The sequence below is a fragment of the Clostridioides sp. LIBA-7678 genome, assembly GCF_056716065.1.
This window is the reverse complement of the sequence record NZ_CP196987.1, coordinates 3,291,352-3,318,321: the sequence shown is the minus strand read 5'-3', so window position 1 is coordinate 3,318,321 and position 26,970 is coordinate 3,291,352. Positions and strand designations below refer to the sequence as shown.

At 28.9% G+C, this 26,970-nt stretch carries 14 protein-coding genes and 1 riboswitch; all 14 genes read left to right on the top strand.

What is annotated here, in order from left to right; genetic code table 11:
* Positions 1-92 precede the first annotated feature (92 nt).
* The 14 genes from yajC (at position 93) to ACTG46_RS15410 (ending at position 26,925) form a co-directional block, all read left to right on the top strand.
* Positions 93-386: a preprotein translocase subunit YajC gene (gene yajC, locus ACTG46_RS15475; protein ID WP_054271375.1), complete on the top strand. Its 294-nt coding sequence runs from the start codon at positions 93-95 to the stop codon at positions 384-386.
* A gap of 58 nt (positions 387-444) precedes the next feature.
* Positions 445-807 (top strand): TIGR04086 family membrane protein, encoded by a 363-nt coding sequence (locus ACTG46_RS15470; RefSeq protein ID WP_054271374.1) that lies wholly within the window; start codon positions 445-447, stop codon positions 805-807.
* A 65-nt stretch (positions 808-872) separates the two neighbouring features.
* The gene (gene scfA, locus ACTG46_RS15465) at positions 873-1,016 is read left to right on the top strand and encodes a six-cysteine ranthipeptide SCIFF (RefSeq protein ID WP_009891067.1); all 144 of its coding nucleotides are present in this window, start codon (positions 873-875) and stop codon (positions 1,014-1,016) included.
* Positions 1,017-1,369: 353 nt separating this feature from the next.
* Positions 1,370-3,265 carry a cell wall-binding repeat-containing protein gene (locus ACTG46_RS15460; protein ID WP_479923139.1) on the top strand — a complete coding sequence of 632 codons (1,896 nt, stop codon included), beginning with the start codon at positions 1,370-1,372 and terminating at the stop codon, positions 3,263-3,265.
* A gap of 485 nt (positions 3,266-3,750) precedes the next feature.
* The gene (locus ACTG46_RS15455) at positions 3,751-5,154 is read left to right on the top strand and encodes a cell wall-binding repeat-containing protein (RefSeq protein WP_074180158.1); all 1,404 of its coding nucleotides are present in this window, start codon (positions 3,751-3,753) and stop codon (positions 5,152-5,154) included.
* Between the two features lie 219 nt (positions 5,155-5,373).
* Positions 5,374-5,459: riboswitch (cyclic di-GMP riboswitch) on the top strand.
* 121 nt (positions 5,460-5,580) lie between these two features.
* Positions 5,581-11,508 carry a M60 family metallopeptidase gene (locus ACTG46_RS15450; RefSeq protein ID WP_479923138.1) on the top strand — a complete coding sequence of 1,976 codons (5,928 nt, stop codon included), beginning with the start codon at positions 5,581-5,583 and terminating at the stop codon, positions 11,506-11,508.
* A 211-nt stretch (positions 11,509-11,719) separates the two neighbouring features.
* Entirely contained in the window at positions 11,720-13,603 is a 1,884-nt protein-coding gene (locus ACTG46_RS15445; RefSeq protein WP_479923137.1) for a cell wall-binding repeat-containing protein, read from the top strand.
* Between the two features lie 368 nt (positions 13,604-13,971).
* Positions 13,972-15,573, top strand: a complete 1,602-nt coding sequence (locus ACTG46_RS15440) for a cell wall-binding repeat-containing protein (protein WP_479923136.1) — start codon at positions 13,972-13,974, stop codon at positions 15,571-15,573.
* A gap of 217 nt (positions 15,574-15,790) precedes the next feature.
* Positions 15,791-17,389 (top strand): cell wall-binding repeat-containing protein, encoded by a 1,599-nt coding sequence (locus tag ACTG46_RS15435; protein ID WP_479923135.1) that lies wholly within the window; start codon positions 15,791-15,793, stop codon positions 17,387-17,389.
* A gap of 234 nt (positions 17,390-17,623) precedes the next feature.
* Positions 17,624-19,456, top strand: a complete 1,833-nt coding sequence (gene slpA, locus ACTG46_RS15430) for an S-layer protein SlpA (protein ID WP_479923134.1) — start codon at positions 17,624-17,626, stop codon at positions 19,454-19,456.
* Between the two features lie 241 nt (positions 19,457-19,697).
* Positions 19,698-22,040: a preprotein translocase subunit SecA gene (secA, locus tag ACTG46_RS15425; protein WP_479923133.1), complete on the top strand. Its 2,343-nt coding sequence runs from the start codon at positions 19,698-19,700 to the stop codon at positions 22,038-22,040.
* A 610-nt stretch (positions 22,041-22,650) separates the two neighbouring features.
* A complete protein-coding gene (locus tag ACTG46_RS15420) occupies positions 22,651-24,516 on the top strand; it encodes a cell wall-binding repeat-containing protein (RefSeq protein ID WP_479923132.1) in 1,866 nt (621 codons plus the stop codon).
* Positions 24,517-24,837: 321 nt separating this feature from the next.
* Positions 24,838-25,296, top strand: a complete 459-nt coding sequence (locus ACTG46_RS15415; protein WP_479923131.1) for a hypothetical protein — start codon at positions 24,838-24,840, stop codon at positions 25,294-25,296.
* 12 nt (positions 25,297-25,308) lie between these two features.
* Entirely contained in the window at positions 25,309-26,925 is a 1,617-nt protein-coding gene (locus ACTG46_RS15410; protein WP_479923130.1) for an O-antigen ligase family protein, read from the top strand.
* Positions 26,926-26,970 lie beyond the last annotated feature (45 nt).

The following is a 26,970-nucleotide window of genomic DNA, read 5'->3' as shown; positions in this document are numbered from 1 at the left end:
TCAATAGTACTCAAAACTAAAAAAGTAAATACTTATATAGATATTTACTGCGTTTTACAAAAGAGTATAATTTATGAAGGAGTGAAAAATTAATGCCACAGCAACAAATAATGATGAGTATAGGTCTATGGGTAGTAGTAATAGCAATCTTTTATTTCCTAATGATTAGACCTCAAAAGAAAAAAGACAAACAATTAAAAGAAATGAGAAGTAGCCTAGGTGTAGGAGACAAGGTCGTTACAATAGGTGGAATAGTAGCTAATGTAGCTAAAGTTGAAGATGATGTTGTAATACTAGAGTTAGGACCAAATAGAACTAAAGTTCCATTTGAAAAATGGGCTATAGGTACAGTTAAATCTAAAAAAGAAGAAATAGAAGAAGAGTAAATTAGTAATTTAAAAGCCTTTTCTCGAATATATATTAATTTGAGAGGAGGTTTTTTTTATGGGAAAATCTAATTATATTTTTAAAGGTCTAGGGTATGCGTATATAATAACTTTGGCTGTTTTATTAGTGTATAACTTATTTTTGACATTTACAGATATTGGTGGGGATAATATAACCATGGTTTCATCATTTATAACTACCATTTCTGCAGCTATAGGTGGTTTTTATACTTCAAAACACATGAAAGAAAAAGGTCTTATATATGGACTTTTGGTTGGACTTTTGTACATAGTATGTATTTTTTTAACTGTGTTTTTAGCACAAGAAAAGTTTGTGTTTGAAGTAGGAATGATTTATAAGTTATTGTTAATATCAGCAGCGGGAGGTATTGGAGGCGTATTGGGTGTCAACTTTAAATAGAGTTTATATTAGAGTAGTTTTATGATATAATCAATAGGAAACAATTAGAAATGGAGGCGTTGAAAATGGAAAATAAACATGTAAAAACTTTATCTCAAGCTACTTTAAAGCAAAGTGCTGCAAAAGGTGGATGTGGAGAGTGTCAAACTTCTTGTCAATCAGCTTGTAAAACTTCTTGTACAGTTGCAAATCAAGAGTGTGAAAGATAGAAAATTATTGACTTAGTTATTTTCAAGAGGATACTTCAAAATGATTCTATTATCATTGAGAGGTATCCTCTTTTGTTTTACAATACTTCTTATAATAAATAGTAGTCTTAAACTTTGTAAAATAGTTTAAATTAGTGATGTATATTTAATTTAAATAGAGAGGATTAATTAGTAAAAATTGATATGATAATGTGCTCAAAATATGGATTTTCATACAATTATTTTAAAACTTATACTAGTAAATTATGTAAACTTATAAAATGTATTGATAAATAATATTATATATAATATTATTTATATGTGGGAAATACGAATATAAAAAAATTAAAAAACAATATTCGGAGGACATAAATATGTTGAGCAACAAGAAGAGAAGTATGGCAATAGTAATGGCAGGAGCCACAGTTATGAGTGCAGCAGCACCAATATTCGCAGATAACACTGTGTCAGAAAATGTTGATAAAAGTTACACAGTAAGTGCGAAAGATTCTACTAAATTAATTGAAGAAGTTAGAAAAGCATTAGAAATTAAGTTTGAAGAGACAAAAGCAGGAGCAAATGTAAATGACAGAGTTTATGATATAAAAGTAGACAATATAACTTTAACTAATGCAACTCAATTACAAAACAAAATAAATGCATTAGTAGAAGGACAAAGTTTAAAAGTTACAATACAAGACAAAGGTCATCAAACTCTAGGTGGAAAAGTAGTTGACTATAAAATTGAAAACTACAAAACAGCCCAAGAAATAGTAGATGCAGTTAATGCTTTCAATGCAACTTTAGCAGAAGATTCTGATAGTAAATTAACAGCAACAATAAAATCTACAAGCTCAGTTGAAGTAAAAAGAGCAAAAGATTCAAAAAATGTTATTACTATAAATGTGGGAGACCAACACTTAGATTTCTCAAAACAAATAATATCAGAAGAAAGTACTTTTGAAGGCTATGAAAAGAAATATAGTGATATAGAATCAAAAGAATTACATACAATAACAGTTAAAAATGCAGATTTACAAGATGTATCAGCAGAAGATTTATTCGATGGAGTTAGATTGACTACATCAGGAAGAGAAATAGTTAATAAAGTTAAAAATGGATATTCTTTAACATTTGAAAATGTAGCTATACTTACTCAAGAGCAAGAAGATAGTGATGATAAAGATAAGCCAGAAAAATCAAGCTTTGATATGATTTTAAGCAAGACAAATGAAAAGCCAGAAACAATAAGTATATCAAGTAAAAATCATAAGTTAGTAAGAGATTTACACAAAGTATTAACTGATGTTAAAGATGGAAAAGAATTAAAGGTAGAAGTTTTATCTGGAGATTCAAGATTTACAACAGCAGTAGAGGTTAGTAAAGAGAGATTTAATGATGGAGCAGCCGAAGCAATAATCTTAGTTGGAGAAGATGCTATAGTTGATGGATTGGCATCAGCACCACTTGCATCTCAAAAAAATGCACCAATACTATTATCAAAGAAAGATTCATTACCATCAGAAATAGAAGCTGAGATATTAAGAGTACTTGGAAGCAACTTATCTTCTAAGAAGATATATATAGTAGGTGGAGAATCTAAAATATCAAAAGAAACTGAAGAAAAACTTGCTAAGTTAGGTGTAAGTAAAGTTGAAAGAGTTTCTGGAGAAGATAGATTTGAGACTTCTTTAGAAATAGCAAAACAATTAAAAGATACATTTAAAACTGCTTTCGTAGTAGGTGGAAATGGAGAAGCAGATGCTATGAGTATATCTGCTAGAGCTGCTCAATTTGGTGCTCCAATAATAGTTACAGGTAACGAATTGGATGCTAAAGCTGAGAAGTTATTAAATGGAAAAGAATTAGAAATAGTTGGTGGAGAGAACTCTGTATCAAAAGACGTTGAAAACAAATTAGTTGAAATAGATTTAAATAATAAAGTTGAAAGATTAGCAGGAGAAAACAGAAAAGACACTAATGCTAAAGTAATCAACAAGTACTATGCAGGAGCAACTAAAGCATATGTTGCAAAAGATGGTTATGTAGGTGGAAATGGACAATTAGTTGATGCACTTACAGCAGCACCACTTGCAGCTAGTGCAAAGGCACCAATAATATTAACTACAGAAGAACTTTCTAAGTCACAAGAAGAAGTAGTTGAATTAAGACTTAAGAATGCTACTAAGTTAGTACAAATAGGTGAAGGAATAGCTAAAAATGCTATTGAGAAAATAGCAGAAAAAATAAACTTATTTACTAGAAACTAATAGTATATAAAATTTAAATTTGTAATTTTGTTTAGATAATGTTTAGCTAAGTAAGATATAATATAGATAATAAATAAGTATAAACAATTAAAATAGAAATAATGACAAGATGGTATCTTAAAATAAGTTAGGATACCATCTTTTTATTGTTTTTGATTATTATATCTTGTGGTAGATGTTATCTTAAGATATTTATTTAAAAAACTTTATGTATTAAGAAAGGTTATAGAAAATAAATACTTATTAAACTATATTGTTTTAAGTATATAACTTAATAAAACTTTTGAGCCTATCACTTAATTAAAGAAAATAAGTTATAATGTTTTGAATTTATGAATAATAAAAACTTTAATTATATTGTTTGAGTTAGATGGATAACTATGGTATCATATATAAAATATGGTAACAAAATTGTAACTTTTTATTAAGTCTAAGTAAAATCAATATAACAAAATTATAAAAACTAATATTGGGGGTAAAAAAATATGAAGAATAGTAGAAAGATATTTGCTATAGGACTTACACTATTTTTAGTAATGGTAAATACTCCTAGAGTAAATGCACTCACATCAGTTGAACAAATAAAAGGAATTGACAGATATGAGACAGCAGCAAAAATAGCAGACAAACAAAACTATAATACAGCAATACTAATCAATTCGGATAATAGCTTGTCAGATGGCTTGAGCGCAAGTGGTTTAGCAGGAGCATTAAACGCGCCTATTTTAATGACAAAACAAAATCAAATCCCAAATACTACAATGGAAAGATTAAATAAAGCAAAGAATGTATATATAATAGGTTCAGAATCAACTATCAGTAAAGGTATAGAAAATCAATTGATATCTAAAAATAAGGTTGTAGAGAGAATATTTGGCGAAAATAGATTTGATACAAGTGTAAAGATAGCTGAGAAAATCAAAGAAATTAAACCAATCGATAAAGTAATTATAGCTAATGGAATCACAGGAGAAGCAGATGCAATAAGTGCATCACCAGTAGCAGCAAGAGATGGAGTACCTATAATACTTACAGATGGAAGCAGTGTAGGATTTGATACAACAGGATTAAAGAGTTATGCACTTGGTTCTAGCGAGATAATAAGTGATGAACTGGTTAAGAGTACAAATTCTGTTAGATTGGGTGGTACAGATAGATTTGACACAAATAAAAGAGTTATACAAGAATTTTATAAAGACAGTAAAGAATTTTATTTAAGTAAAGGTATGCAACTAACTGATGCATTGGTAGCTTCTACAATAGCAAAAAATGCACCTGTGGTTTTAGTTGAAAATGGTAGCAATAAGAGTATTTTAAGTGGTGCAGATAAATTAACTGTACTAGGAGGAATAAATCAGAATGTCATCAAGCAATGTATAAATCAAGCCTCACCAAATCAACAAGGATTATACTATAATCCAAATGATAAGGTGTTTAAGGACAGAATAAAGGGAAAAATATATGCTCTTACAAAACAATACAGAAAAGAAAATGGAGTAAGAGAGTTATCTGTAGCAAGTAGATTAGAAGGTTTAGCAAATGACTGGTCTAATTTAATGGCAAATAAAAAGACTTTATCTCATACTATAAATGGTAAAAATTCGTATTCTACTTTTTTGAAATACTTAGATTGGAGTGAGATTAAGCCTGGATACATTTCTGTTCAAGGGGAAAATATAATTAAGTATAAAATACCAGATAAGCCTGTATATACAAATAGGGATGCAGATGATATAGGAAACTTTATTTTTAATGAGTGGAAGACCAATCCTGAGGAAGGTACAAATATGTTGCATAAGGGATATGAGATAATGGGATTTGGATTAACTATGACAGGTGATAAGACTATATATGCAACACATGAGTTTTATGGAAGATATAAAGAATAAGTATTTACCAAGATTTAGATATTTTGATAAGAATAATATATAAGTGCTGGAAATATGTAATAAGATAATAATTAGAAAATAACGTATAAGTAATGTATTTATAATGAGAAAGAATATTTATATTAACATAATAATATAAATATTCTTTTTTTGGATTTTAACATAAAAAATTTGTATTAAAAAGTTTAAATATAGTATAAAATGGGTATAAAAGCATTGAAAATTAAATGGCAAAATTAGGGAAATCTAATGACGCAAAACTATAGGGATTAAAGCTTATAAAGCCATATCAGCCAGTTGCTAAAAAGAGCAAATTCTTTTTATTCATAATAAAGATTCTCTTTGAGTGTCTTTTTTTATTGTCTGAAACTATAGCATTTAAATTCATGGAAAATTAAAGATTTATTGAGGGAGGATTGTTATTTCATGAAAAAGGCAATATCTTGTGTACTAGCAGTATCTATGTGTAGTGCACCATTGAATGTTTTTGCAGAGCCTATATTAGAGGGAAAACTAAGGGCAGTTGAAAAATCAGTTACAGAAAAGCTAAAGGGGAATCTAGAAGTGGATTTAAATTTTTCACTTCCAATCAAAAATAATGAATCAGAAAGTATAACTGATATACAGCTACAATTAAAAGATGGTAATAATAATAGTGGGATAATAAAACTTGGAGGTAAAAATTTAGGAAGTATAAATATAGGAACAGATACTATAGACTATACTATCAAAAAATTATCTGCCAATAGAAGTGAAGTAAAAGATAAAGATGAAAATATATCATATTATAATATTATGTTCAGCAATTTACCTGTTGGAAAATACAAGGTAGAAGTCTCTGGAAGTGGATTTAAGAGTAAAGAAGTTAAAGATATTGATATATCAAATTATTCTCAAAGGGTTTTATTAAGTAATAGAGCAAGTGTAGATAATAAAAATAAACCTTTAAACTATGAACTATTCTTAATGGGTGATGTAAATGGAGACGGCAAAGTAGATAAAAATGATTATAATGAAGTTCTAGAAAATATAGATTCAAATAAAAAAGAATATGATTTAAATAGAGATGGAAAGGTAGATATTGCTGACCTAGACTATGTGCATAAAAATCTAGGACAAAATGAAAATGCAAATAGTCTAGAAAGTATAGTACCTACCAATCCTATAGTAGATACAAGCAAAGTAATATTAGAAAAAAATACTGATACAGATATTCAAGGTACTGTAGAAGATTTATTTAGTGGAGAAAGTAGTGGAGTTACAATATCTCCAGCAAATAAAGAGGATAAGATATCAGAAGAAAAACCAGCAGTAATGGATATAGCTTTATCAGAAGCTCTTGATATGGAAGTTATAAATATTAAAGCTCCTGAAGGGAGTGCTCCAGCAAAAGGAATAGTTGAGATTACAGATAAAGATGGTAATGTTCAAGAGATTCCTTATGAAAACAAAGAGTATGTAAAAACTTTAAAAGAGGAACAACAAGAAGAAGTAAATAATAAAGAAGAAAATACAGAACAACCTGATAATAACTTGGATAATACTCAAGAAGAAAAGAATGATAAAGAAGAATCAAATTCTAATACAAATGAACAAGAAAACAATAATAAGGAAAGTAATGATAAAGAAAGTTCATCAACAGATAAATCTGATTTAGACAAAGATACACCAAAAGAAGATAATAATATTAGTAAAGATGATAACTCTACAACATCTACATATAGTAGGTCAGCTTTAGAAACATATGCAGATGTTCAAAATAGCGATATAGTGATAAATCTTGGAAAACAAGTAGCAGTGAAAAAGATAACTATAAAAATAACAGCTACAACAGCCAATGATAGAAATCTTGCAGAAATATCTAAAGTTGAATTTTTAAATAATGTTTATAAAGAAATACCAAAGCCAGATATGAATATACCTAAAATTAACAGAATAGCAACTAGTACTGCTGTTGGAAATGAAAAGGTATCTTTTTATTGGAACAATGAAGTTAATGTGTCTGCATATGAACTTATATTAGACACAATTGATAGTAAAGGAAAAGTATTATCAACTAAAAAATTACAAACTAGCAAAAATTCTATAGAGGTTAGAGATATAGATGCGTATGGTCTATATAGAGTTAGCATACAGTCTTTAAATGGCGATTGGTCTAGTGGATATAAAGAAGCTTCACCAAGCAATTTAGATGGAGTACCAGAAAATGTGGACTCAAACTACAAGCCTATACAATTTAGCCCAGACAGTATAATAGAGTTTCAAGTTGTTCCAGATACAAGACCAGAGCCACCAGAAGGCATAAGCATTAAAGGAAGATTTAAAGCTCTTGATGTAAGTTGGAAAAATCATAAACAAGCTAAAGATTTTGACTTATATTACAGAGAAAAAGGTTCTAATGGTTCTTGGATAAAATACAATGATAAGCTTATTCGTGGAACAAGTTCAAAAATAGAAGGGCTTAAAGATAATACAACGTATGAAGTTAGAATGACAGCTACTAATCACTTAGGTACTAGTGGAATGTCTAAGATATATCTAGGCACAACTGAAAGTGTAGATGCACCAACAACACCTAACTATAGATTGATTAATACTCCTAAATCTGATGCTGGATTTGGAATACCAACTAATCATATAATAGATGTTACTTATCCAGCTGGATATGATACAAAAGAATATAGTGATAAAAATCCATTTAACAAATTTAATGTAGTTGATGGAGACTTTACAACACACTGGACATTCCCAAGTTATAATGCAGCTGAAGGAACAAATAGAGGACCAATCATAACTTTTGATAAAGCTTATACTATGGATACTTTTATGGCTACACCTAGATTTGATGTTTCTGATAAGACAATAAATGACTTTGAGATACAATATTGGGATGAAAATGGTCAACTACATAATTTAGGCGATGCACCTTTTGAAACAAAGACAGACCCTGTAAATAATAATAAATACGTGATGGTTAGATTAAAAGAACCAATAAATGCGACTAAGATACAAGTTAGTGTTTGCTCGTCTTATTCATATAAATCTAATATATCAGAGCTTAAATTCTATGAGTATGACAGTATAGAAAAAGAGGTAAGAGATTTATTTACAGACGATTTACAAGTCGAATTAAAAGAAGGTATAACTCAAGAAAAAATAACAGAACTAAAAGATAGACTTAATACTCCAGATACAGCAAGTGGAGAATATCATCCATATAAGACTGTTATAGAAAGAGAATTAAAATTAGCTCAAGACTTATATAATGATAGAGCAACACTTACTGATGTGACTACTGTTAATCAAGATATAAATGTATCAGGAAAATATAAAGATAAGAGTGGAAACTATACTATTAAGTCGAATAACTTAGGTATGGGAAATGACTGGCAGGCATTGGGAGTAGCTGCTAGAGCTGGAGATGAAATTACGATATATGTTGGAAGTAAAAGTGGTAAGACTCCTAAGTTAATCTATACACAATATTATGGAGAGTCTGGAGCATATAAGAGTGGAGAAATAAACCTTAACACTGGTAAAAATGTAATTCAGTTGAGTAAGCTTCACAGCTTAGATGCAGAACGTGGAGGAAGCTTATATATAAGATACCCTTATGATACTCCAAGTGGTGGAGATATAAAAGTGCGTGTAGCAGGAGCTACTAAGATACCACATCTTAACTTAAATGGAATGATAAACGACAATAGCCCTGAGGGGGTTTCTAAATCTAAAGAAAAAATAAAAGTTTATATAGAAGAATTAGCTAAATATAAGAATGAGATAAAAGGAGAACCATACTATCCAGGCACAAATATTGGTAATTCATATGGATATTCAGAAACAACAGGTGTATTAAATACTACTGACATTGAAAGTGACAAAGTAACATTAAACGTTCCAGCAACAGCTGTATATCAAGGAATATCAAAAGGAAATTATGATTTAAACACACAAGTAGATAGACTATATAACAGTATGCTTGCATGGGAACAAATTATGGATTTAATATACTCTGAAAGAGGCGTATTTAAGACACAAGATTTAGATGGTAATGGAACTATAGACGATAATGAGTTTAATATAACTAAAAATGATATGGCTCCAAAATCTCGTATGAACATAAAATATCAAAGAATGTTTATTGGAGCATTTATGTATGCTTCTGGTCTACATGTAGGAGTGGAATACGGCTCAGTTCCAGGGCTTATGAATGGAGTACCTTTCCAAATAGATGCTAATGGAAAAGCTAGTGGAGGAAGTTTATTTGGATGGGGAATAGGTCATGAGATAGGACATGTTACAGATATAGGTAAGATGACATACAGTGAGACTAGTAACAATGTACTTGCACTACTTGCTCAGACATTTGATGATGAGACACATTCAAGACTTGAAGGTTCTACAATGGATAAGATATATGAACATGTTACTTCAAATAGTTTGGGAATACCAAGTAACGTATTTGAAAGACTTGGAATGTTATGGCAATTACATTTAGCATATGACGATGATTTTACTGGTTCAATGTTAAAGAATAATTCAGATGCTGATTTAGGTAATGATTCATTCTATGCTAAAATTTCTAGAAAATATAGAGCACTTTCAAGTGATGACCCAATAAATAACTTACCAAAAGACCAAATGCTAGTTGCTATGGCATCAAGTGTCGTTGAAAAAGATTTAAGAGATTACTTTAAGGCATGGGGAGTAGAGATTACACCAGAGCTAAACAGTATAATGGATAGTAAGAAGTTTGAAAAAGAGACTAGAAAGATACAGTATGTAAATGATGAGGCTAGAAGAAATATTTTAAATGAAAACATATCTAACATGGCAGAAAATACTAAGGTAAGTGCTAGTTTTGCTGATGGAGTGCAAAGTGGCTCTTTAGTTAAATCTAATAAGATAGCTATAGATTTAGATGTTGATAAAGACAAAGATAAAATATTAGGATATGAAATAATAAGAAGTGATGGAAACTACTTAGATGGTGAAAATGGAACTCAAGTAAAATACAGAACAGTAGGTTTTGTGGATGCAAAAGGAAATAGTAAAGCTCAATTTACTGACAATATATCTCCTCTTAATAACAGAGCATTTACATATAAAGTAGTTGCATATGACTATCACTTAAATCCAACAGACGAGTTTGAAGTTGGTACTGTAAAATTATCTGATGAAGGAAAAATTAATAAGTCAGCATGGTCATTTATAACAAATACTGTTTCTGATGGTGACATTAGAACTGAAAATGACTCACATGGACCACTACAAAATCCTGAGATTGATAATATAAAAGATAATGATGCAAGCACTACTTATAAAGGAAAGAGAATTAGTAAAGCTGAATGGAACAAAGACCCACAAAAAGACCCAGATATAAATGTAGAAGAAAATCCATATATAATAGTAGATATGAAAGAGACATTACCTATAGTTGGATTAAAGTATACAAAACCAAAGACAGAAGCTAGAAAGTTTTCACTAAAAGGACTGTTTAGTCTTAGAAAGGATACTAGCACAACATATAGTCCATTGACTACTTACAAGATACAAGTAAGTAATGATAAAAAAACTTGGGAAGATGTGAGTCAAGGAACTTTTGAATATGGACAAGACTTAGTTGGTGGAGGAAAAGACCAAGACAATGAAGCTAGAGTTACATTTAATAAAGATGGTAAGCTTTGGACATATCAAGCTAGATATGTAAAATTAATATCTAACAATAAGTCTAATATAGAAGTTGCAGAGTTAGATATAATAGGGCCTCCAGGCGACAATATAGAGATTGGAACAGTGAATAGTGTAGACCAAACTCGTACTAATGGAATTGGAAAGTTAGCAGAGGATTATATATATCAAAGTGATGACCCTAATACAAGTGAAGATGAAACAGCTAAGATTCCAGTAGGTTCAATAATAATTACAGGAGAATATAGTGGAAATCCAGCATTTAACTTACCATTACTTGTAGATAAAAACAATAAAACTATCTCTGGAGAAGCTCTTTTATTTGCAGAGGTGCCAAAAAATGGACAATTAGGTGAGATAAGTAAAGGAACATGGGTTTATTATATGCCAAAAGAAGACTTCAACTCTTTAAGTGATAAGGTTAAGGCAGAACTTTATAGATACAATGACCTTCAGGGAGATACTCCAGTAGGTCAAAGATTTGTAAGTGATACAATGTATGTACCTGTGGGAGCTACAACTTATGATGAGTTAAAGACGATAAGTCTTACTGATAGTAATAGTAAAGCTAGAAAGGCTACAAGAAGTACTATTGATGTGAGTGATAAGAAGGTAATTACTGTGAATAATAAAGTAAAGAGTAATATTGTCAGAGATAAATAGTATGTGAAAGTCTGAAAAGACTAAGATATCAGTATGATATTGGGCATTTTGTGTGAGTAGTAGCTAAAAAAGTTTTGAAAAAGCAATTTATCAAAAATAAAGCATATATAATGTAACTATAAATTTAGGGTAATTTATAAATTAAATATAAGAAGCTAGATGGATAAAGGATTTTATTCATCTAGCTGATGATAGATAAGGACGGGTGTTAATGAGTAAAGGAAAATCTTTTATAAGAACTATTGCAGTGTCGAGTATGGCAGTAGCTATAACTGGAAGTGCGACATGTGCATATGCTGCTCCAGTGTTGCAGGGAACAAAGACGTATGAAAAGGTAAATACTATAGATATTTCTGTGGAGTCAGTAGAGAATATAGTGTATTCGTTTCAAGCTAGTATAAAGGTGCAAGGTGAGGTTGAAGTAATAGATAATGAACCAGGTCAAAAGATTAAGTGGTCTGATAATATATCAAAGCAGATAAAAAATGAAAATGCTAATGCAACTTGTAGAGCAGATTATAATAAAGGAAGTAATACAACTACATTAGATATATATGTTACATCAAGTGAAGATTTACTAGATGGAGATGCATTAAGCATAGGAAGGATTTCTGTAAAGAAATTTGGTGGTAATTCAAATGCTGAGTATAAAGTATTAGGAAATGGGACAAATGTTAAGCCAGCTTTAAAAATCGTTACATATAATAATAAGTCTGTAGACTTTGAAAGTATAAGTTCTAGTGAAGGCTTAGTATTCACTCTTGTCAATGAAAATGAAGTAAAACCAATTGGTGGAAGTGGTATTAGCAAAACTGACCCTGAAAAATATAAGGTTGAAAAGAGTGAGGCATTAGAATACTTATTAAATAATATTAGAATAAAATACTCTGTTGTTAGTAAAGAAACAGAGGAAAGTGGTTCAAATATAGTATTAAAGCTTGGATTATCTCAAAAATCAAGTAAAGGAAGAAAGGCTACAATAAGTAAGTATGTTGAAGTTACACTTCCAAAAAGTTTAGAGTATGTAGTTGATAATGAGCTAGCTAAACCAGATGAGTTACTACCAGACGGTTCGGATGACAATAATAATGGTGGAAATAATAATTCAGGTGGTTCATCTGGAGGTGGTAGTTCTAGTGGAGGAAGTTCAAGTGACTCTACTTCTAATGTTACAGTAAAAAAATTAAAAGGTGCAGATAGATTTGAAACTGCTGTTAAAATATCTCAAAGTGGCTGGACAAAATCAGATACAGTTGTAATAGTAAATGGAGAAGACAGAAGTATGGTGGATGGGCTTACTGCTACACCACTTGCTAGTGTAAAAAATTCACCTATTCTTTTATCTTCAAATGATAAGCTTCCTCAAAAAACAGTAGAAGAAATAAAAAGATTAAATCCATCAAAAGTGGTTGTAATAGGTGGAAATAATTCTATGCCAAATGCAGTAGTTGAAGCAATTAAGGCTATAAATTCAAAAATAGCAGTACAAAGAATAGGTGGAGATACAAGATATCAGACTTCTATTAATATAGCAAGAGAAATTGATAAGACAAATAGTGTAAGCAAGTTATATATAGGGGCAGGAAATGGAGAAGCTGATTCATTATCAATAGCATCATTAGCTGGAAAGGAAAAAACTCCAATAGTACTCACACAAAAAGATGGTGTAGACAATGAAGCTGAACAATTTATCAAATCTAATAAAGTATCGAATGTATACTTTGTTGGTGGAGTAGAAAAGATATCTAACAAGGCTATTGAGCAAGTTGGAAAAATAACGAATAAAGATGTATCAAAAAATAGAATAGCAGGTCAAAATAGACAAGAGACAAATGCTAAGGTAATAGATAAATTCTATTCTCAATCTAAACTTGATGGAGTTGTAGTTGCTAATCAAGATAAGCTTATAGATGCTTTAGCAGTTGGACCATTTGCAGCTAAAAATAATTCGCCAGTTGTACTTGCTACAAATACGTTAGATAAATCACAAGAAATTTCGTTGAAAAATAAAAATTCATCTAAGTTATTTGAGATAGGTGGAGGAATAGCTTCATCTGTAGTAGATAAGATTAAGAGTTTAATTGAATCAAAATAAATATCAAAGTAAATATAAATAAGTAAGCTTAAAATAAGAATGTATTTAGATATAAATTATATATCTAAGTACATTCTTATTTTTATTTATATTGTCTTAATAATATTATAGTGAAATATGTATTATAATTTAAGTGGAATTAAATTTAACTTATAAAATGATGTAAATTATATTTATTAGTGAAATATATTTTATAAATATTTAAAATATAACTAGCGATGGTTTTTGAATTTTTAATTAAATAAAATATTAATATATAGACGGAATATATTTATATAAGATATACTTTATAATATACAAAAAATAACAAAATAATTAAAAAAAGTAAACAGAATATAAATATAAAACATAAAAATCATCAGGGGGATATGAAAATGAATAAAAAAATATTATCATTAGGTCTAGCAGTATCATTAATCTTGGTAAACTTCAAAAGTGTAAATGCATCATCAGTAGTAGAAAAAATATATGGCAAAGATAGATATGAAACAGCAGCAAAGATAGCTGATAGACAAACTTATGAAACAGTAATTTTAGTAAATACAGAAAAATCGCTTGCAGATGGATTAAGTGCAAGTGGGTTGTCAGGTGCCACAAAAGCACCAATATTATTTACACAAAAAAATAAGATACCAACAGAGACAAATAGATGTCTAAAAAATATCAAAAAAGCATACATAATAGGTACAGAAGATACTATAAGTAAATCAGTAGAAAAAGAACTAGATTCTAAACATATAGAAGTAAAAAGAATTGGTGGAGAAGATAGACTAAAAACAAGTTATCTAATAGCTAAAGAAATAGCAAGTATAAAAAAAGTGGACAAAGTACTATTAACTAATGCCTATAGTGGAGAAGCAGATGCAATGAGTGTATCATCAGTAGCTACTAGAGATGGAGTTCCAATTATACTTACAGATGGAAAGAGTGTGCCTTTTGATGTCAAAAATGTTCAGTCTTATTGTATAGGGTCAGAAGAGATAATGAGCAGTTCTTTAGTAAAAAACACAAACTCAGTTAGAATAGAAGGAACTGACAGATTTGAAACTAACAAAGAAGTAATAAACTACTTTTATAAAAATGTAGATGGATTCTATATATCGGATGGATATCAGTTAGTAGATGCTATAGCAGCTGCACCCCTGACTAAAGAATATCCAGTAGTATTAGTAAATGATGGTAGTAATAAATCTGTGTTGGAAGGAGCAAATCATATAACTTCTGTAGGAGAATTGAGTGACAAGGTGATAGAACAATGTATAAGTGCTTCAAAGTCAAATGGACAATCTCCAACAATTACAATAGGGACAACAGAGCTATATAAAGGTGAAAAGTTTGACAGTGGTAAGTTAAACATAGTTGCTAAAGATAATACTGGGAAGGTATTGCCAATAAAAATTGATGGGTTTATAGATACAAATAGAGTAGGTACATACATATTGACATTAAAAGCTACAGATGAGTGGGGTAAAAGTACAGAAAAAAGAGTTCAAATAGAAGTTTTAGATGATAAATCTAATGATTACAATAGCCCAGAATTCAAAAAAATGGTATCTACTGAAATGTATAATTTAATTAATTCTTATAGGAAAGAAAAAGGTAAAGAGCCTTTGGTAGTGTCTAGTAAGCTAGAAGGTATGGCAAATGCATGGTCTAAGTATATGATGGATAAAAAAGTTTTTGCACATTATATAGATGGTAAAAATGCGCCACAAGTATTTTCTGAATTTGGAATGAGAAGTGAAGAGAATATAGCATATATTTATATCAACTCTAAGGATGTTCAGACAACTCAAGATGCAAAAGATTTGGCAAAGACTATATTTGAAGCGTGGAAGAAGTCTCCTGAATACAATGTAAATATGCTTAGTAATGAGTTTTACAGTACTGGGTTTGGGATTTATATACTGTCTGATGGTCAAGTACATGCTACTCAAGAATTTTTAAATGGCAATGAAGGTAGCTTGTAAAAAATACCAAAAATCTTGTTTTTTTATTAATTTACTGATATTATAAAATGAAAATCACATCTAAAGTACTTTTTGTAATCTGTTTTGTTATTGCTTTTATAGATTATGGTATTTTAGGTGTTTTTTATTTTAGCAATTTATAAGTTTTGAGGGAATGACTACTGAGGATGTAATTTATAATGAGTTGAATTATATAAAAATTAGTAGGAGGAGTTCGATGAAGGTAAATAAGAGAATATTATCGATAGGATTGGCAGTAACATTAATGATGGCAGGTGCACCAAATATTAATGCATTTTCAGGTATAGAAAAGATACAAGGGAAGGATAGATATGAGACTTCTGCATTAATAGCTGACAAACAAATATATGATACAGTTATACTAGTAAATACTGATAATTCTATAGTGGATGGATTAAGTGCAAGTGGATTATCAGGGGTGGCTAAAGCTCCTATAATGCTGGTAAAAAAAGATAAGATACCAACTGATGTTGAAAAAAGATTAAAGGGTGTTAAGAATGCTTATGTTATAGGAACAGAAGATACTATAAGTAAATCTGTAGAAACTCAACTTAAGAATAAAGGGATTGAGGTTAAGAGAATTGGTGGAGAAGATAGGATAAAGACTAGTTATCTTATAGCAAAAGAAATCTCTACTATTAAACCAGTAAATAAAGGTGATAAGGTATTTCTTGTAAATGGATATGCAGGTGAAGCTGATGCAATGAGCGTTTCATCTGTGGCTGCTAGAGATGGTGTGCCTGTTATACTTACAGATGGAAAGAGTGTTCCATTTAAAGTTGATGGTGCTCAGTGCTATTCCCTTGGTTCAGAGGAAATAATGAGTAATGAGCTTGTGAGTAAGACTAATTCTGTTAGAATTGCTGGAAAGGATAGATTTGAGACTAACAAGAAGGTTATACAACGATTTTATAAGGGAATGAAGAAGTTTTATGTTTCTCAAGGGTATAAGTTAGTTGATGCTGTGGCTGGCGCTCCATTAGCTAAGGACAAGCCTATAGTGCTTGTTAATGATGGAAGTGATAAGAGTGTACTTAGAGGTGCTGATGAAGTTACTTCTTTAGGAGGGATAGATAAGAAGGTTGTTGAACAGTGCATTAGTTCTGCATCTGATAAAAATACACTGCCTACGATAACTGCTAATAATGTTGAGATTTCTGTAGGAGATAAGTTCGATAATAGTATGTTGAATATAGTTGCTACTGATTATTATGGAAATGATTTAAAGGCTAGTATTGATGGAAATGTGGACACTAGTAAGGTAGGAACTTATGTTTTAAAAATAAGTGCTTATGATAATTTTGGTAAAAAGTGTGAGATTAGTGTAAATGTCAAAGTAATTGTAAATACAAATACAAACGACCCCAATAGTTATGAGTTTAAGTCAATGGTTTCTAATGAAATATACAATCTGATTAATTCTTATAGAAAAGAAAAGGGCAAAAAAACTTTAAAAGAATTGGAATCTTTGACTGGAATGGCAAATGCATGGTCTAAGTATATGTATGAAAATGAAATATTTGCTCATGAGATTAATGGAAAAAATGCAGCTGAGGTATTTTCTGGGTTTGGAATGAGAAGTGGTGAAAATATTGCATACTTACCTATGAACACTAAATCTGTATATGGAGATAAAGAAGCAAAAGAGATTGCTAATTCTATCTTTGATTTATGGAAAAAGTCTTCAAAATATAATGATAATCTGTTAAAAAGTGAATTTTACAGTTTTGGATTTGGTATGTATGTATCATCAAATGGTGAAGTACATGCTACAATGGAGTTTTTAAATAGCTGATTTAAAATAAAAAATTAAATTTATAAATAATTTTAATTTTAAATGCCTGTAAAAAGTAAAAAAAGAAAGAAAAATGTTGGAAAAAACTTCTTATAATTTTGCATAAATTATTGAAAAATTATTTTAGATAGTCTATCATAGAGATGTGAGAAATATTTGGATTAATATGAACATGAAATTTTAATGTACATAATAAGAGATGTAATTTAATATAATGTTGGGAGGAATTTTTAAATGAAGAAAAGAAATTTAGCAATGGCTATGGCAGCTGTTACTGTAGTAGGATCTGCTGCTCCAGTTTTTGCAGCAGCTTCAGATGTAATATCACTACAAGATGGTACAAATGATAAGTATACAGTATCAAATACTAAAGCTAGTGATTTAGTAAAGGATATTTTAGCAGCACAAAACTTAACAACAGGTGCAGTTATTTTGAACAAGGATACAAAAGTTACTTTCTATGATGCAAATGAGAAAGATGCTTCAACTCCAACTGGGGATAAAAAAGTTTATTCAGAACAAACTTTAACTACAGCTAATGGAAATGAAGATTATGTAAAAACAACTTTAAAAAATTTAGAAGCAGGAGAATATGCTATTATAGATTTAACTTATAATAATGCTAAAACTGTTGAAGTTAAAGTTGTAGCAGCTAGTGAAAAAACAGTAGTTGTATCTAGTGATGCAAAGGATAGTGCAAAAGATATAGCTGAAAAATATGTATTTGAAGACAAAGATTTAGAAAATGCATTAAAGACTATAAATGCTTCAGATTTTAGTAAAACTGATAGTTACTATCAAGTAGTTCTTTATCCAAAAGGAAAGAGATTACAAGGTTTCTCAACTTATAGAGCTACAAACTATAATGAAGGAACTGCATATGGTAATACACCAGTAATATTAACTTTAAAATCTACTAGTAAAAGTAATTTAAAGACTGCAGTAGAAGAATTACAAAAACTAAATGCTAGTTATTCTAATACTACAACTTTAGCTGGTGATGACAGAATACAAACAGCTATAGAAATAAGTAAAGAATATTACAATAATGATGGTGAAAAAGCAGATCATTCAGCTGATGTTAAAGAAAATGTTAAAAATGTTGTGTTAGTAGGTGCAAATGCATTAGTAGATGGATTAGTTGCAGCTCCTTTAGCAGCAGAGAAAGATGCTCCACTATTATTAACTTCAAAAGATAAATTAGATTCATCAGTAAAATCTGAAATAAAGAGAGTTTTAGATTTAAAAACTTCAACAGAAGTAACAGGAAAAACAGTTTATATAGCTGGTGGAGTTAATAGTGTATCTAAAGAAGTTGTAACAGAATTAGAATCAATGGGATTAAAAGTTGAAAGATTCTCAGGTGATGACAGATATGAAACTTCTTTAAAAATAGCAGATGAAATAGGCTTAGATAATGATAAAGCTTATGTAGTTGGTGGTACAGGACTAGCAGATGCTATGAGTATAGCTTCAGTTGCTTCTACTAAATTAGATGGTAATGGTGTTGTAGATAGAACAGATGGACATGCTACTCCAATAGTAGTTGTAGATGGAAAAGCTGATAAAATATCTGATGACTTAGATAGTTTCTTAGGAAGCGCCGATGTAGATATAATAGGTGGATTTGCAAGTGTATCTGAAAAGATGGAAGAAGCTATATCAGATGCTACTGGTAAAGGAGTTACAAGAGTTAAAGGTGATGATAGACAAGACACTAACTCTGAAGTTATAAAAACATATTATGCTAATGATACTGAAATAGCTAAAGCTGCAGTTTTAGATAAAGATTCAAGTGCTTTAAGTAGTGATGCAGGAGTATTTAATTTCTATGTAGCTAAAGATGGATCTACAAAAGAAGATCAATTAGTTGATGCATTAGCAGTAGGAGCTGTTGCTGGATATAAACTTGCTCCAGTTGTATTAGCTACTGACTCTTTATCTTCTGATCAATCTGTTGCTATAAGCAAGGTTGTAGGAGAAAAGTATTCTAAAGATTTAACACAGGTTGGTCAAGGAATAGCTACTTCAGTTATAAATAAAATAAAAGATTTATTAGATATGTAATAAATTTCATTAATACAATAAAGGACTCCTTATATAGGAGTTCTTTATTGTATTAAATATTTAGCAAAATAAAAAGGAGACTAATATTAGCCTCCTTTTTTTGTGAGAAATACTTAAATATAAAAGAAATAATTATTTATTTAAGTAAACCTATTATACTATACTTAAAAAAAAATGTCTACTTATCTATAATTTTAATGTATAATAGTATTTGAAAAGCAAATAAGGAGGAACATTATAAATGACAGTTTTAGATAGAATTGTAGATAAATCAGATGAACTAGAAATTAAAGTACTGAATTATATAGTTGATGATATAGATACTTTAGAACCCAAAATGGAATCTTTAAGTGATGAAGAATTAAAAAATATGACAAATATATTTAAAGATAGATTAAAACAAGGAGAAACTTTAGATGATATATTGCAAGAAGCTTTTGCAGTAGTTAGAGAAGTTTCTAAGAGAGTACTCGGAATGCGCCAATATAGAGTTCAATTAATCGGTGGGATAGTACTGCATCAAGGCAAAATAGCAGAAATGAGAACTGGTGAAGGTAAGACACTAGTTGGGGTTGCTCCCATATATTTAAATGCCCTTTTAGGAAAAGGAGTACATGTAGTAACTGTCAATGAATATCTAGCACAAAGAGATAAAGAAACTATGCAACCAGTTTATGAATTTTTAGGATTGAGTGTAGGGGTTATTACAGCTAATTTATTACCAGAAGATAGAAAAAAACAGTATAATTGTGATATAACTTATGGTACAAATAATGAATTTGGATTTGATTATCTAAGAGATAATATGGTAACTAGAAAATCTGAAAAAGTTCAAAGAGAGTTATATTACTCTATAGTAGATGAAGTAGACTCAATTTTGATAGATGAAGCAAGAACTCCGCTTATAATCGCTGGTAGTGGAAAAGAAGATACTAAGTTATATGAACTTGCAAATGCTTTTATTAAAACTTTAAAAGAAGAAGATTATGAAATAGATAAGAAAGAAAACACTATATGTCTTACACACACAGGTTTAAGTAAAGCAGAGACTTTTTTTGGTATAGAAAATATAACTCACATAGATAATATAGAGATTTATCATCATACAAATCAAGCATTAAGAGCACATAAATTAATGGAGAGAGATGTTGAGTATGTTGTCCAAGACGAAGAAATACAAATAGTAGATGAATTTACTGGTAGGATATTAGATGGAAGAAGGTATACAGATGGTCTTCACCAAGCTATAGAAGCAAAAGAAGGGGTAAAAATTAAAGATGAGTCTAAAACATTAGCAACAGTTACTTTTCAAAATTTCTTTAGACTATACGAAAAACTTTCAGGAATGACTGGTACTGCAAAAACAGAAGAAAGCGAATTTGAATCAATTTATAAATTGAATGTTGTTCAGATACCAACAAATAAACCTGTTATAAGAGCTGATTTACAAGATAAAGTATTTAGAACAGAAGATGCAAAATATAATGCAGTTGTAGAGGAAATAATAAAGATAAATAAAACTAAGCAACCAGTATTAGTAGGTACTGTTTCAATAGAAAAATCAGAGATGCTTTCAAGTATGTTAAAAAAACGAGGAATAAAGCATGAAGTTCTAAATGCCAAACAACATGATAAAGAAGCTGAAATTATATCAAGAGCTGGAAAGTTAGGTTCTGTTACTATTGCAACTAACATGGCAGGGAGAGGAACTGATATAGCACTAGGTGCAGGAGATAAAATTGAAGAAGAAAAAGTAAGAGATATTGGTGGATTATATGTTATAGGAACTGAAAGACATGAATCAAGAAGAATTGATAACCAACTTAGAGGTCGTTCTGGACGTCAAGGAGATCCAGGAACATCTAGATTTTTTGTTAGTTTAGAAGATGAAATGATAAAGTTATATGGTGGAAAAGGAATTGAAAAGATTTTAAAAAGAATGAATGCTAAAGATGAAGATGCAATTGAGAGTAAATCATTATCTAAAGCTATAGAGAGAGCTCAAAGAGGAATAGAAGGTAAGAATTTTGAGCAAAGAAAAAATGTACTTAAATATGATGATACTATTAATGAACAAAGAAAAGTTATATATGAAGAAAGAAATAGAGTTTTAAATGATTTAAATATATCTGAAGATATACAAAAAATGGTTAGAGAGATAATAGAAGACACAGCTAAGAAATATTTATCTAATCAAAGGGATTACTATAGTTACTTTAAATCTTTATATAATGATTTTATGCCTCCAAATACATTGTTGATTCCAGGTGTAGATAAAAAAAGTGTGGATGAAGTTGTACAACACACATATGAAATATCCAAAAGAGTTTATGATATTAAAAAAATGGCAGTTGGCATAGAAAAAATAGAAGAATTAGAAAAGAGAGTTTTATTACAAGTAGTTGATACTTATTGGATGGATCATATAGATGCTATGGATCAATTAAGACAATATATAGGTCTGAAGTCATATGCGCAAAAAGATCCATTTAAGGAGTATGCTTTAGAAGGCTATGATATGTTTGAAGAACTAAATAGAAAAATAAGAACAACAACAGTACAGTATTTGTACAAGTTTGATTAATTAAAAATACAATTCAAAATAGTTTTTATAACTATTTTGAATTGTGTAAAGTAACAATGTATGATTTAATTGTTTAACTTAGAAAAAAGAAGCTATATTTAAAATAGTTATTATTTTAAAATATAGCTTCTTTTTGTGTGAGAAATACGGAAAAAAGAGATGATTGAAATTTCTTTCTTCCTTTTAATATTATACTATAAAGAGTATTAAAAGTCTATTAGTTATAAGTGGTAAAATAAAATAAAATTACAAAATTGTTACTTTTATGTATACATAAATCAATTCCAGTATTTTACATGGAAAAAAATGATTAATTTTTGTATAATGAAATAAATATTCTAATAGATTCAGAGTTATCATATACATTGAAATAATATTATATTTATATTATAATTTATAGATAATAAGTAATTTTAAAAGTTTAAATAGAAATATAGATAATTCATTATCTTAATAAAGTTTATCTATACAATATCAACGGTTTTAATGCTATGTGTGAGGATTTTAGAATATTGAAATTTTTATAATTACAATTTGTCTTAGTACTTAAGTTATTTAGGATATAATAGTGTTAAATGAAATATATTAGAAAATGAAGGGAGTACAAATTATGAATATACCAAAAAAAATTATATCATTATTGACAATAACAATAATGTTAAGTAGCTTATCTTTAGATACAGTAAATGCTTCAACAAAAGAATCTTTAGTTGGTAGTGGAAGATGGGAAACAGCTATACAAATAAGCCAAAATGGTTGGGAAAGTTCAAAAGAAGCAGTATTAGTCAATGATAGTTCAATAGCAGATGCATTATCAGCAACCCCTTTTGCAAAAGCTAAAAATGCTCCAATTTTATTAACACAAAGTAATAGTATAGATAGAAGAACTAAAGCTGAATTAAAAAGGTTGAATGTGTCAAAGGTTTATTTGATAGGAGGAAATATTACACTGAGTTCAAATTTGGAAAATGAATTGAAAAGTATAAATATAGACTCAGAGAGGATATCTGGAGATAGTAGATATTCTACTTCTTTAGAACTAGCTAAAAAAATAGATAGTATGAGTAATATTTCTAAAATTGTTGTTGTAAATGGGCAAAAAGGTCTAGCTGATGCTGTAAGTGTTGGAGCAGCAGCAGCACAAGGAAATATGCCTATAATACTTTCAGATACTACTAATGGAATTAGTACTTCAAAAGATTTTATAAGTAAAAATAATATAACTACGTCTTATGTAGTTGGTGGTAATAATTCTGTATCTGAAGACGTTAAAAATTCACTTCCTAATGCTAAAAGAATTTCTGGAGAAAATAGAAACCAAACTAATGCAAAAGTTATAGAAGAATTTTATAAAGGTACAAACTTAAAGAATTTATATATAACTAAAGATGGTATGAAAAAACAAGGTGATTTAATTGATTCTTTAGCTGTTGGTGTGTTAGCGGCTAAAAATAGTTCTCCTGTTCTTTTGGCAGGTAATAAATTGGACTCTGTCCAAAAAGATATACTAGATACCAAAGTTTTTGATAAGATTACACAAGTTGGTGGAAACGGAAATGAAGATGTATTTAAGTCAGTACATGAAATTCAAGAAGAAACTAAATATACAGTCGAAACAATTTCTGAACTTGATACAGCTATAAAGAAATCAGATGCTAATGATATCATAAGATTCAAAAATGATGATAAAATAACAGGATCGATTGATATAAGTACAAAAAAAGCTATAACAATTGAATTTAATGGGTTATATAGTGGAAAAGTAAATATCAATATGCCAAATGGAGATATACATAACTATGGAGATATGACAGGTCAGATGGATATTAAAGATATAAAAGCTGAAACCTTGATAAATGAAGGGTCAATTAATGAGGTAACTATATATGATCCAAATGGTTGTAAAATAGAAAATGAAAAAGATGCTGATATCTGGAAAATAACATTACTGGATACATCTAAGAATACTTACATAAATAACAGTGGAACTATAACTAAAATAGTTAGTGATGCATCAAATACAACTATAAAAAATTCAGGAAAGATTGATTTAATAAGTGGAACTAAGTCTCCAGCAGTAAGTGGCAATCAAGCTACTGATGAAAATATAAAAGATAATGATGACAAAGAAGCAGGTGGAATCTATGTATATGTAGATCCATGTTCTCCTCCAAAAGAGGGAAAAGTAATGCTAAAAATACCAAAAGAACCTAGAAATTCTAGTTATAAGATATATTACAGAATAGTGAAATATAGACCATCTGCAATGAGTATAGGAACTACAATATCAAAAAGTAGTTGGACTCAAGTAACAACTACAGATTCATTTATGATTAGTGCACCAGATGGATATTATGTAGAAGCTGTAGAAATCTATGATTCTGATAGAAAGGTAAGTAAATGGGGAAGATCAGGAAGTATAGATGATGGATATAACAATACAACTTCATCAGCAACATTAAAAAGTTATAAATAAAATAAATAATACATGATGTGAAACTATATGATGATCTATGTATATTTATTAGGATATAAAAATTTGTATGAGATAAATCAAAATAAATAATATAAAAAATAGGTTATATAAACTTATTACAATAGATTAATTATTGTAAGGTAGCTATATAACTTATTTTTGTGGAAAAGTATAGTGCTAAGTTCAAAATAAATATACTATTTTTAATATTAAATTTTTAAAATTATTGCTCAATAAAGTTTTAATAATTTGAAAAGTAGTGTATACTCATTTTATGGAGAATCTTAGTGAAATGAGAATAAATGAGGAGGAAATGGTAAGTTGAATATAACTAATAAGTGTGTTTTAGGAATATCTGTTTTAGCAATTTTGATTTTTGGATTTTCTGCGTTTCAAGGAAGTGCTCAAATTGCTGAGAGAAAAAAGGATTATAATATATATCTTGAAGCCAATTCTGACAAGGAAGATACAAAAAATTCTTTAAATAAAATAACTGAATTGGAAAAAAAATATGGTGAAAGTGATGCATTAAGTTTATCTAAAGTTGAGTTATATAAAAAAGCTAATGATTATAAATCTTTACAAAATGAAATAGAAAAGGTCTATAATAAATATCCACAAACAAGAAAAACAGCATCCTTTATACTTTTGTACTCTGAAACAGCATTGCAAAATGGAGATAAAGAATTAGCAAAACAGATGATTACAGAAGCAATTCAGTTAGGAGCTCAAGAAAATTATAAAGATAGGGTAGATAAGGTTTTATCACAATTAAAGTAAAAGGAGAAAGATATGTTAGATAAATATTATAATAGAGGAAAAATTGAACAAGTAGATAAAATTATTTTATTTATTTTATTAGCTATGATGTGTGTTATTCCAATGATAGTTCATAGCTATGATTCTACAAATTATAGCCCAATTTTTACACTATCAATATATTCTTCAGGGCAAAGAATAGAAATATTTAACTTTTATAAGACAGCAGTACTTTATTTAGGAACATCTATTGTTTTTCTTTTTTTCATGTACAAAATAGTATTTCTTAAAGAAAACTTAAAAAATAGAAAAATAAATATATTGTTACTTATACTTACAATAGGGGTAATCTTTTCAGTTATTGTTTCAGACTATAAAGATATAGCTCTATTTGGTAATATTGATAGATTTGAAGGTTCATTAGCTTGGTTTTGTTACATAACTATATTTTTTATTTTATATAATATCAAAATAGATGCAAAAGACCTTAAGTTATTTTATTTTGGATTGTTTCCATTTATGATTATAAATCTATCTTTAGGTTTATTTGAATTTTTTGGAGTAAATATATTAGACTATAAAATTGTTAGATTGATTCTTGGTGGTGGTGAATTGTCAGGAACTTTTTGGACCACTTTGTATCATTATAATTTTATGAGTGGTATAGCTTCAGTTATTTTTGGGGTAAGTTTACTTTACATACTACTTGAAAAAAATATGAAACGAAAAATATGGATATTATTAGGTGAAGTAATGTCTTTTACAATGATATTAACTTCAACTTCATCAAGTGGATTCATTACTATGATAATATCAATTCCTATTATATTAATTTTAGCATGGCGATTTGTAGATAAGAAAGATTTTTATGTGTGGGTTGGTATTACTTTTATTATAAATTTAATTATATATATGGTGTTAAATTCATTTAATTCTAAAATCTATGAAGAATCATTTTCTATATTTGGGAAGTTAAATAGTATATCCGCATTTATAATTCCAGGATTAATTTTAATAATTATTGCTATTTTAATGATTATAAAATTTGTAAATAAAAAGAAATTCTTTAATTATACAACAATACTATTTGTAGGAGTTATATCTATAGGATTAATACTATTTTCCTATAATTTATATAAAGAAAATAAAGCTATAGAAGCAAATCCAAATACAACTATAACTAGAATAGCAGATTCTAAAACTTTTCAAAAAGTTAATGAACTGAGTACTGATAGATTAAATATTTGGGGTAAAACAATAGAGTTGATTGATAATCCAATATTAGGTAATGGATTTGATACATTACCTTATAAAATAATAAGTGAGGGTAAACATGGAACTCTTAACTCATTTGGTGATACTATAGATAAACCACATAATTGGTACATAACAGTACTTTATGGAAGTGGTATTGTAGGATTAGTTGGATTAGTTGGAACAATATTACTCTTAATAAAAGGTGCTTTTTATAGTTGTGTTGATAGGAAAGAAAATAAATATTTATACATATTTACTATAGGCGTATTAGCATATACAATACAAGGTATATTTAATGATAGTTTTACAGGTACATCTGTGATTTTTTGGGTGTTTGCTGGATTGGTAGCTAATCAGATACTTAGATTTGAAAATTCAAAAAATGAATTCTAGAAATTTTTATTTATTGATTTTAATTTAGAGGAGATAGAATAAATT

Bases quoted from the DNA above. Each gene is read 5' to 3' on its own strand.
- scfA (WP_009891067.1), top strand. From the start codon at position 873: ATGGAAAATAAACATGTAAAAACTTTATCTCAAGCTACTTTAAAGCAA.
- ACTG46_RS15420 (WP_479923132.1), top strand. From the start codon at position 22,651: ATGAATATACCAAAAAAAATTATATCATTATTGACAATAACAATAATG.
- ACTG46_RS15450 (WP_479923138.1), top strand. From the start codon at position 5,581: ATGAAAAAGGCAATATCTTGTGTACTAGCAGTATCTATGTGTAGTGCA.
- ACTG46_RS15435 (WP_479923135.1), top strand. From the start codon at position 15,791: ATGAAGGTAAATAAGAGAATATTATCGATAGGATTGGCAGTAACATTA.
- ACTG46_RS15445 (WP_479923137.1), top strand. From the start codon at position 11,720: ATGAGTAAAGGAAAATCTTTTATAAGAACTATTGCAGTGTCGAGTATG.
- ACTG46_RS15455 (WP_074180158.1), top strand. From the start codon at position 3,751: ATGAAGAATAGTAGAAAGATATTTGCTATAGGACTTACACTATTTTTA.
- ACTG46_RS15460 (WP_479923139.1), top strand. From the start codon at position 1,370: ATGTTGAGCAACAAGAAGAGAAGTATGGCAATAGTAATGGCAGGAGCC.
- yajC (WP_054271375.1), top strand. From the start codon at position 93: ATGCCACAGCAACAAATAATGATGAGTATAGGTCTATGGGTAGTAGTA.
- ACTG46_RS15440 (WP_479923136.1), top strand. From the start codon at position 13,972: ATGAAAATGAATAAAAAAATATTATCATTAGGTCTAGCAGTATCATTA.
- ACTG46_RS15410 (WP_479923130.1), top strand. From the start codon at position 25,309: ATGTTAGATAAATATTATAATAGAGGAAAAATTGAACAAGTAGATAAA.
- ACTG46_RS15470 (WP_054271374.1), top strand. From the start codon at position 445: ATGGGAAAATCTAATTATATTTTTAAAGGTCTAGGGTATGCGTATATA.
- slpA (WP_479923134.1), top strand. From the start codon at position 17,624: ATGAAGAAAAGAAATTTAGCAATGGCTATGGCAGCTGTTACTGTAGTA.
- secA (WP_479923133.1), top strand. From the start codon at position 19,698: ATGACAGTTTTAGATAGAATTGTAGATAAATCAGATGAACTAGAAATT.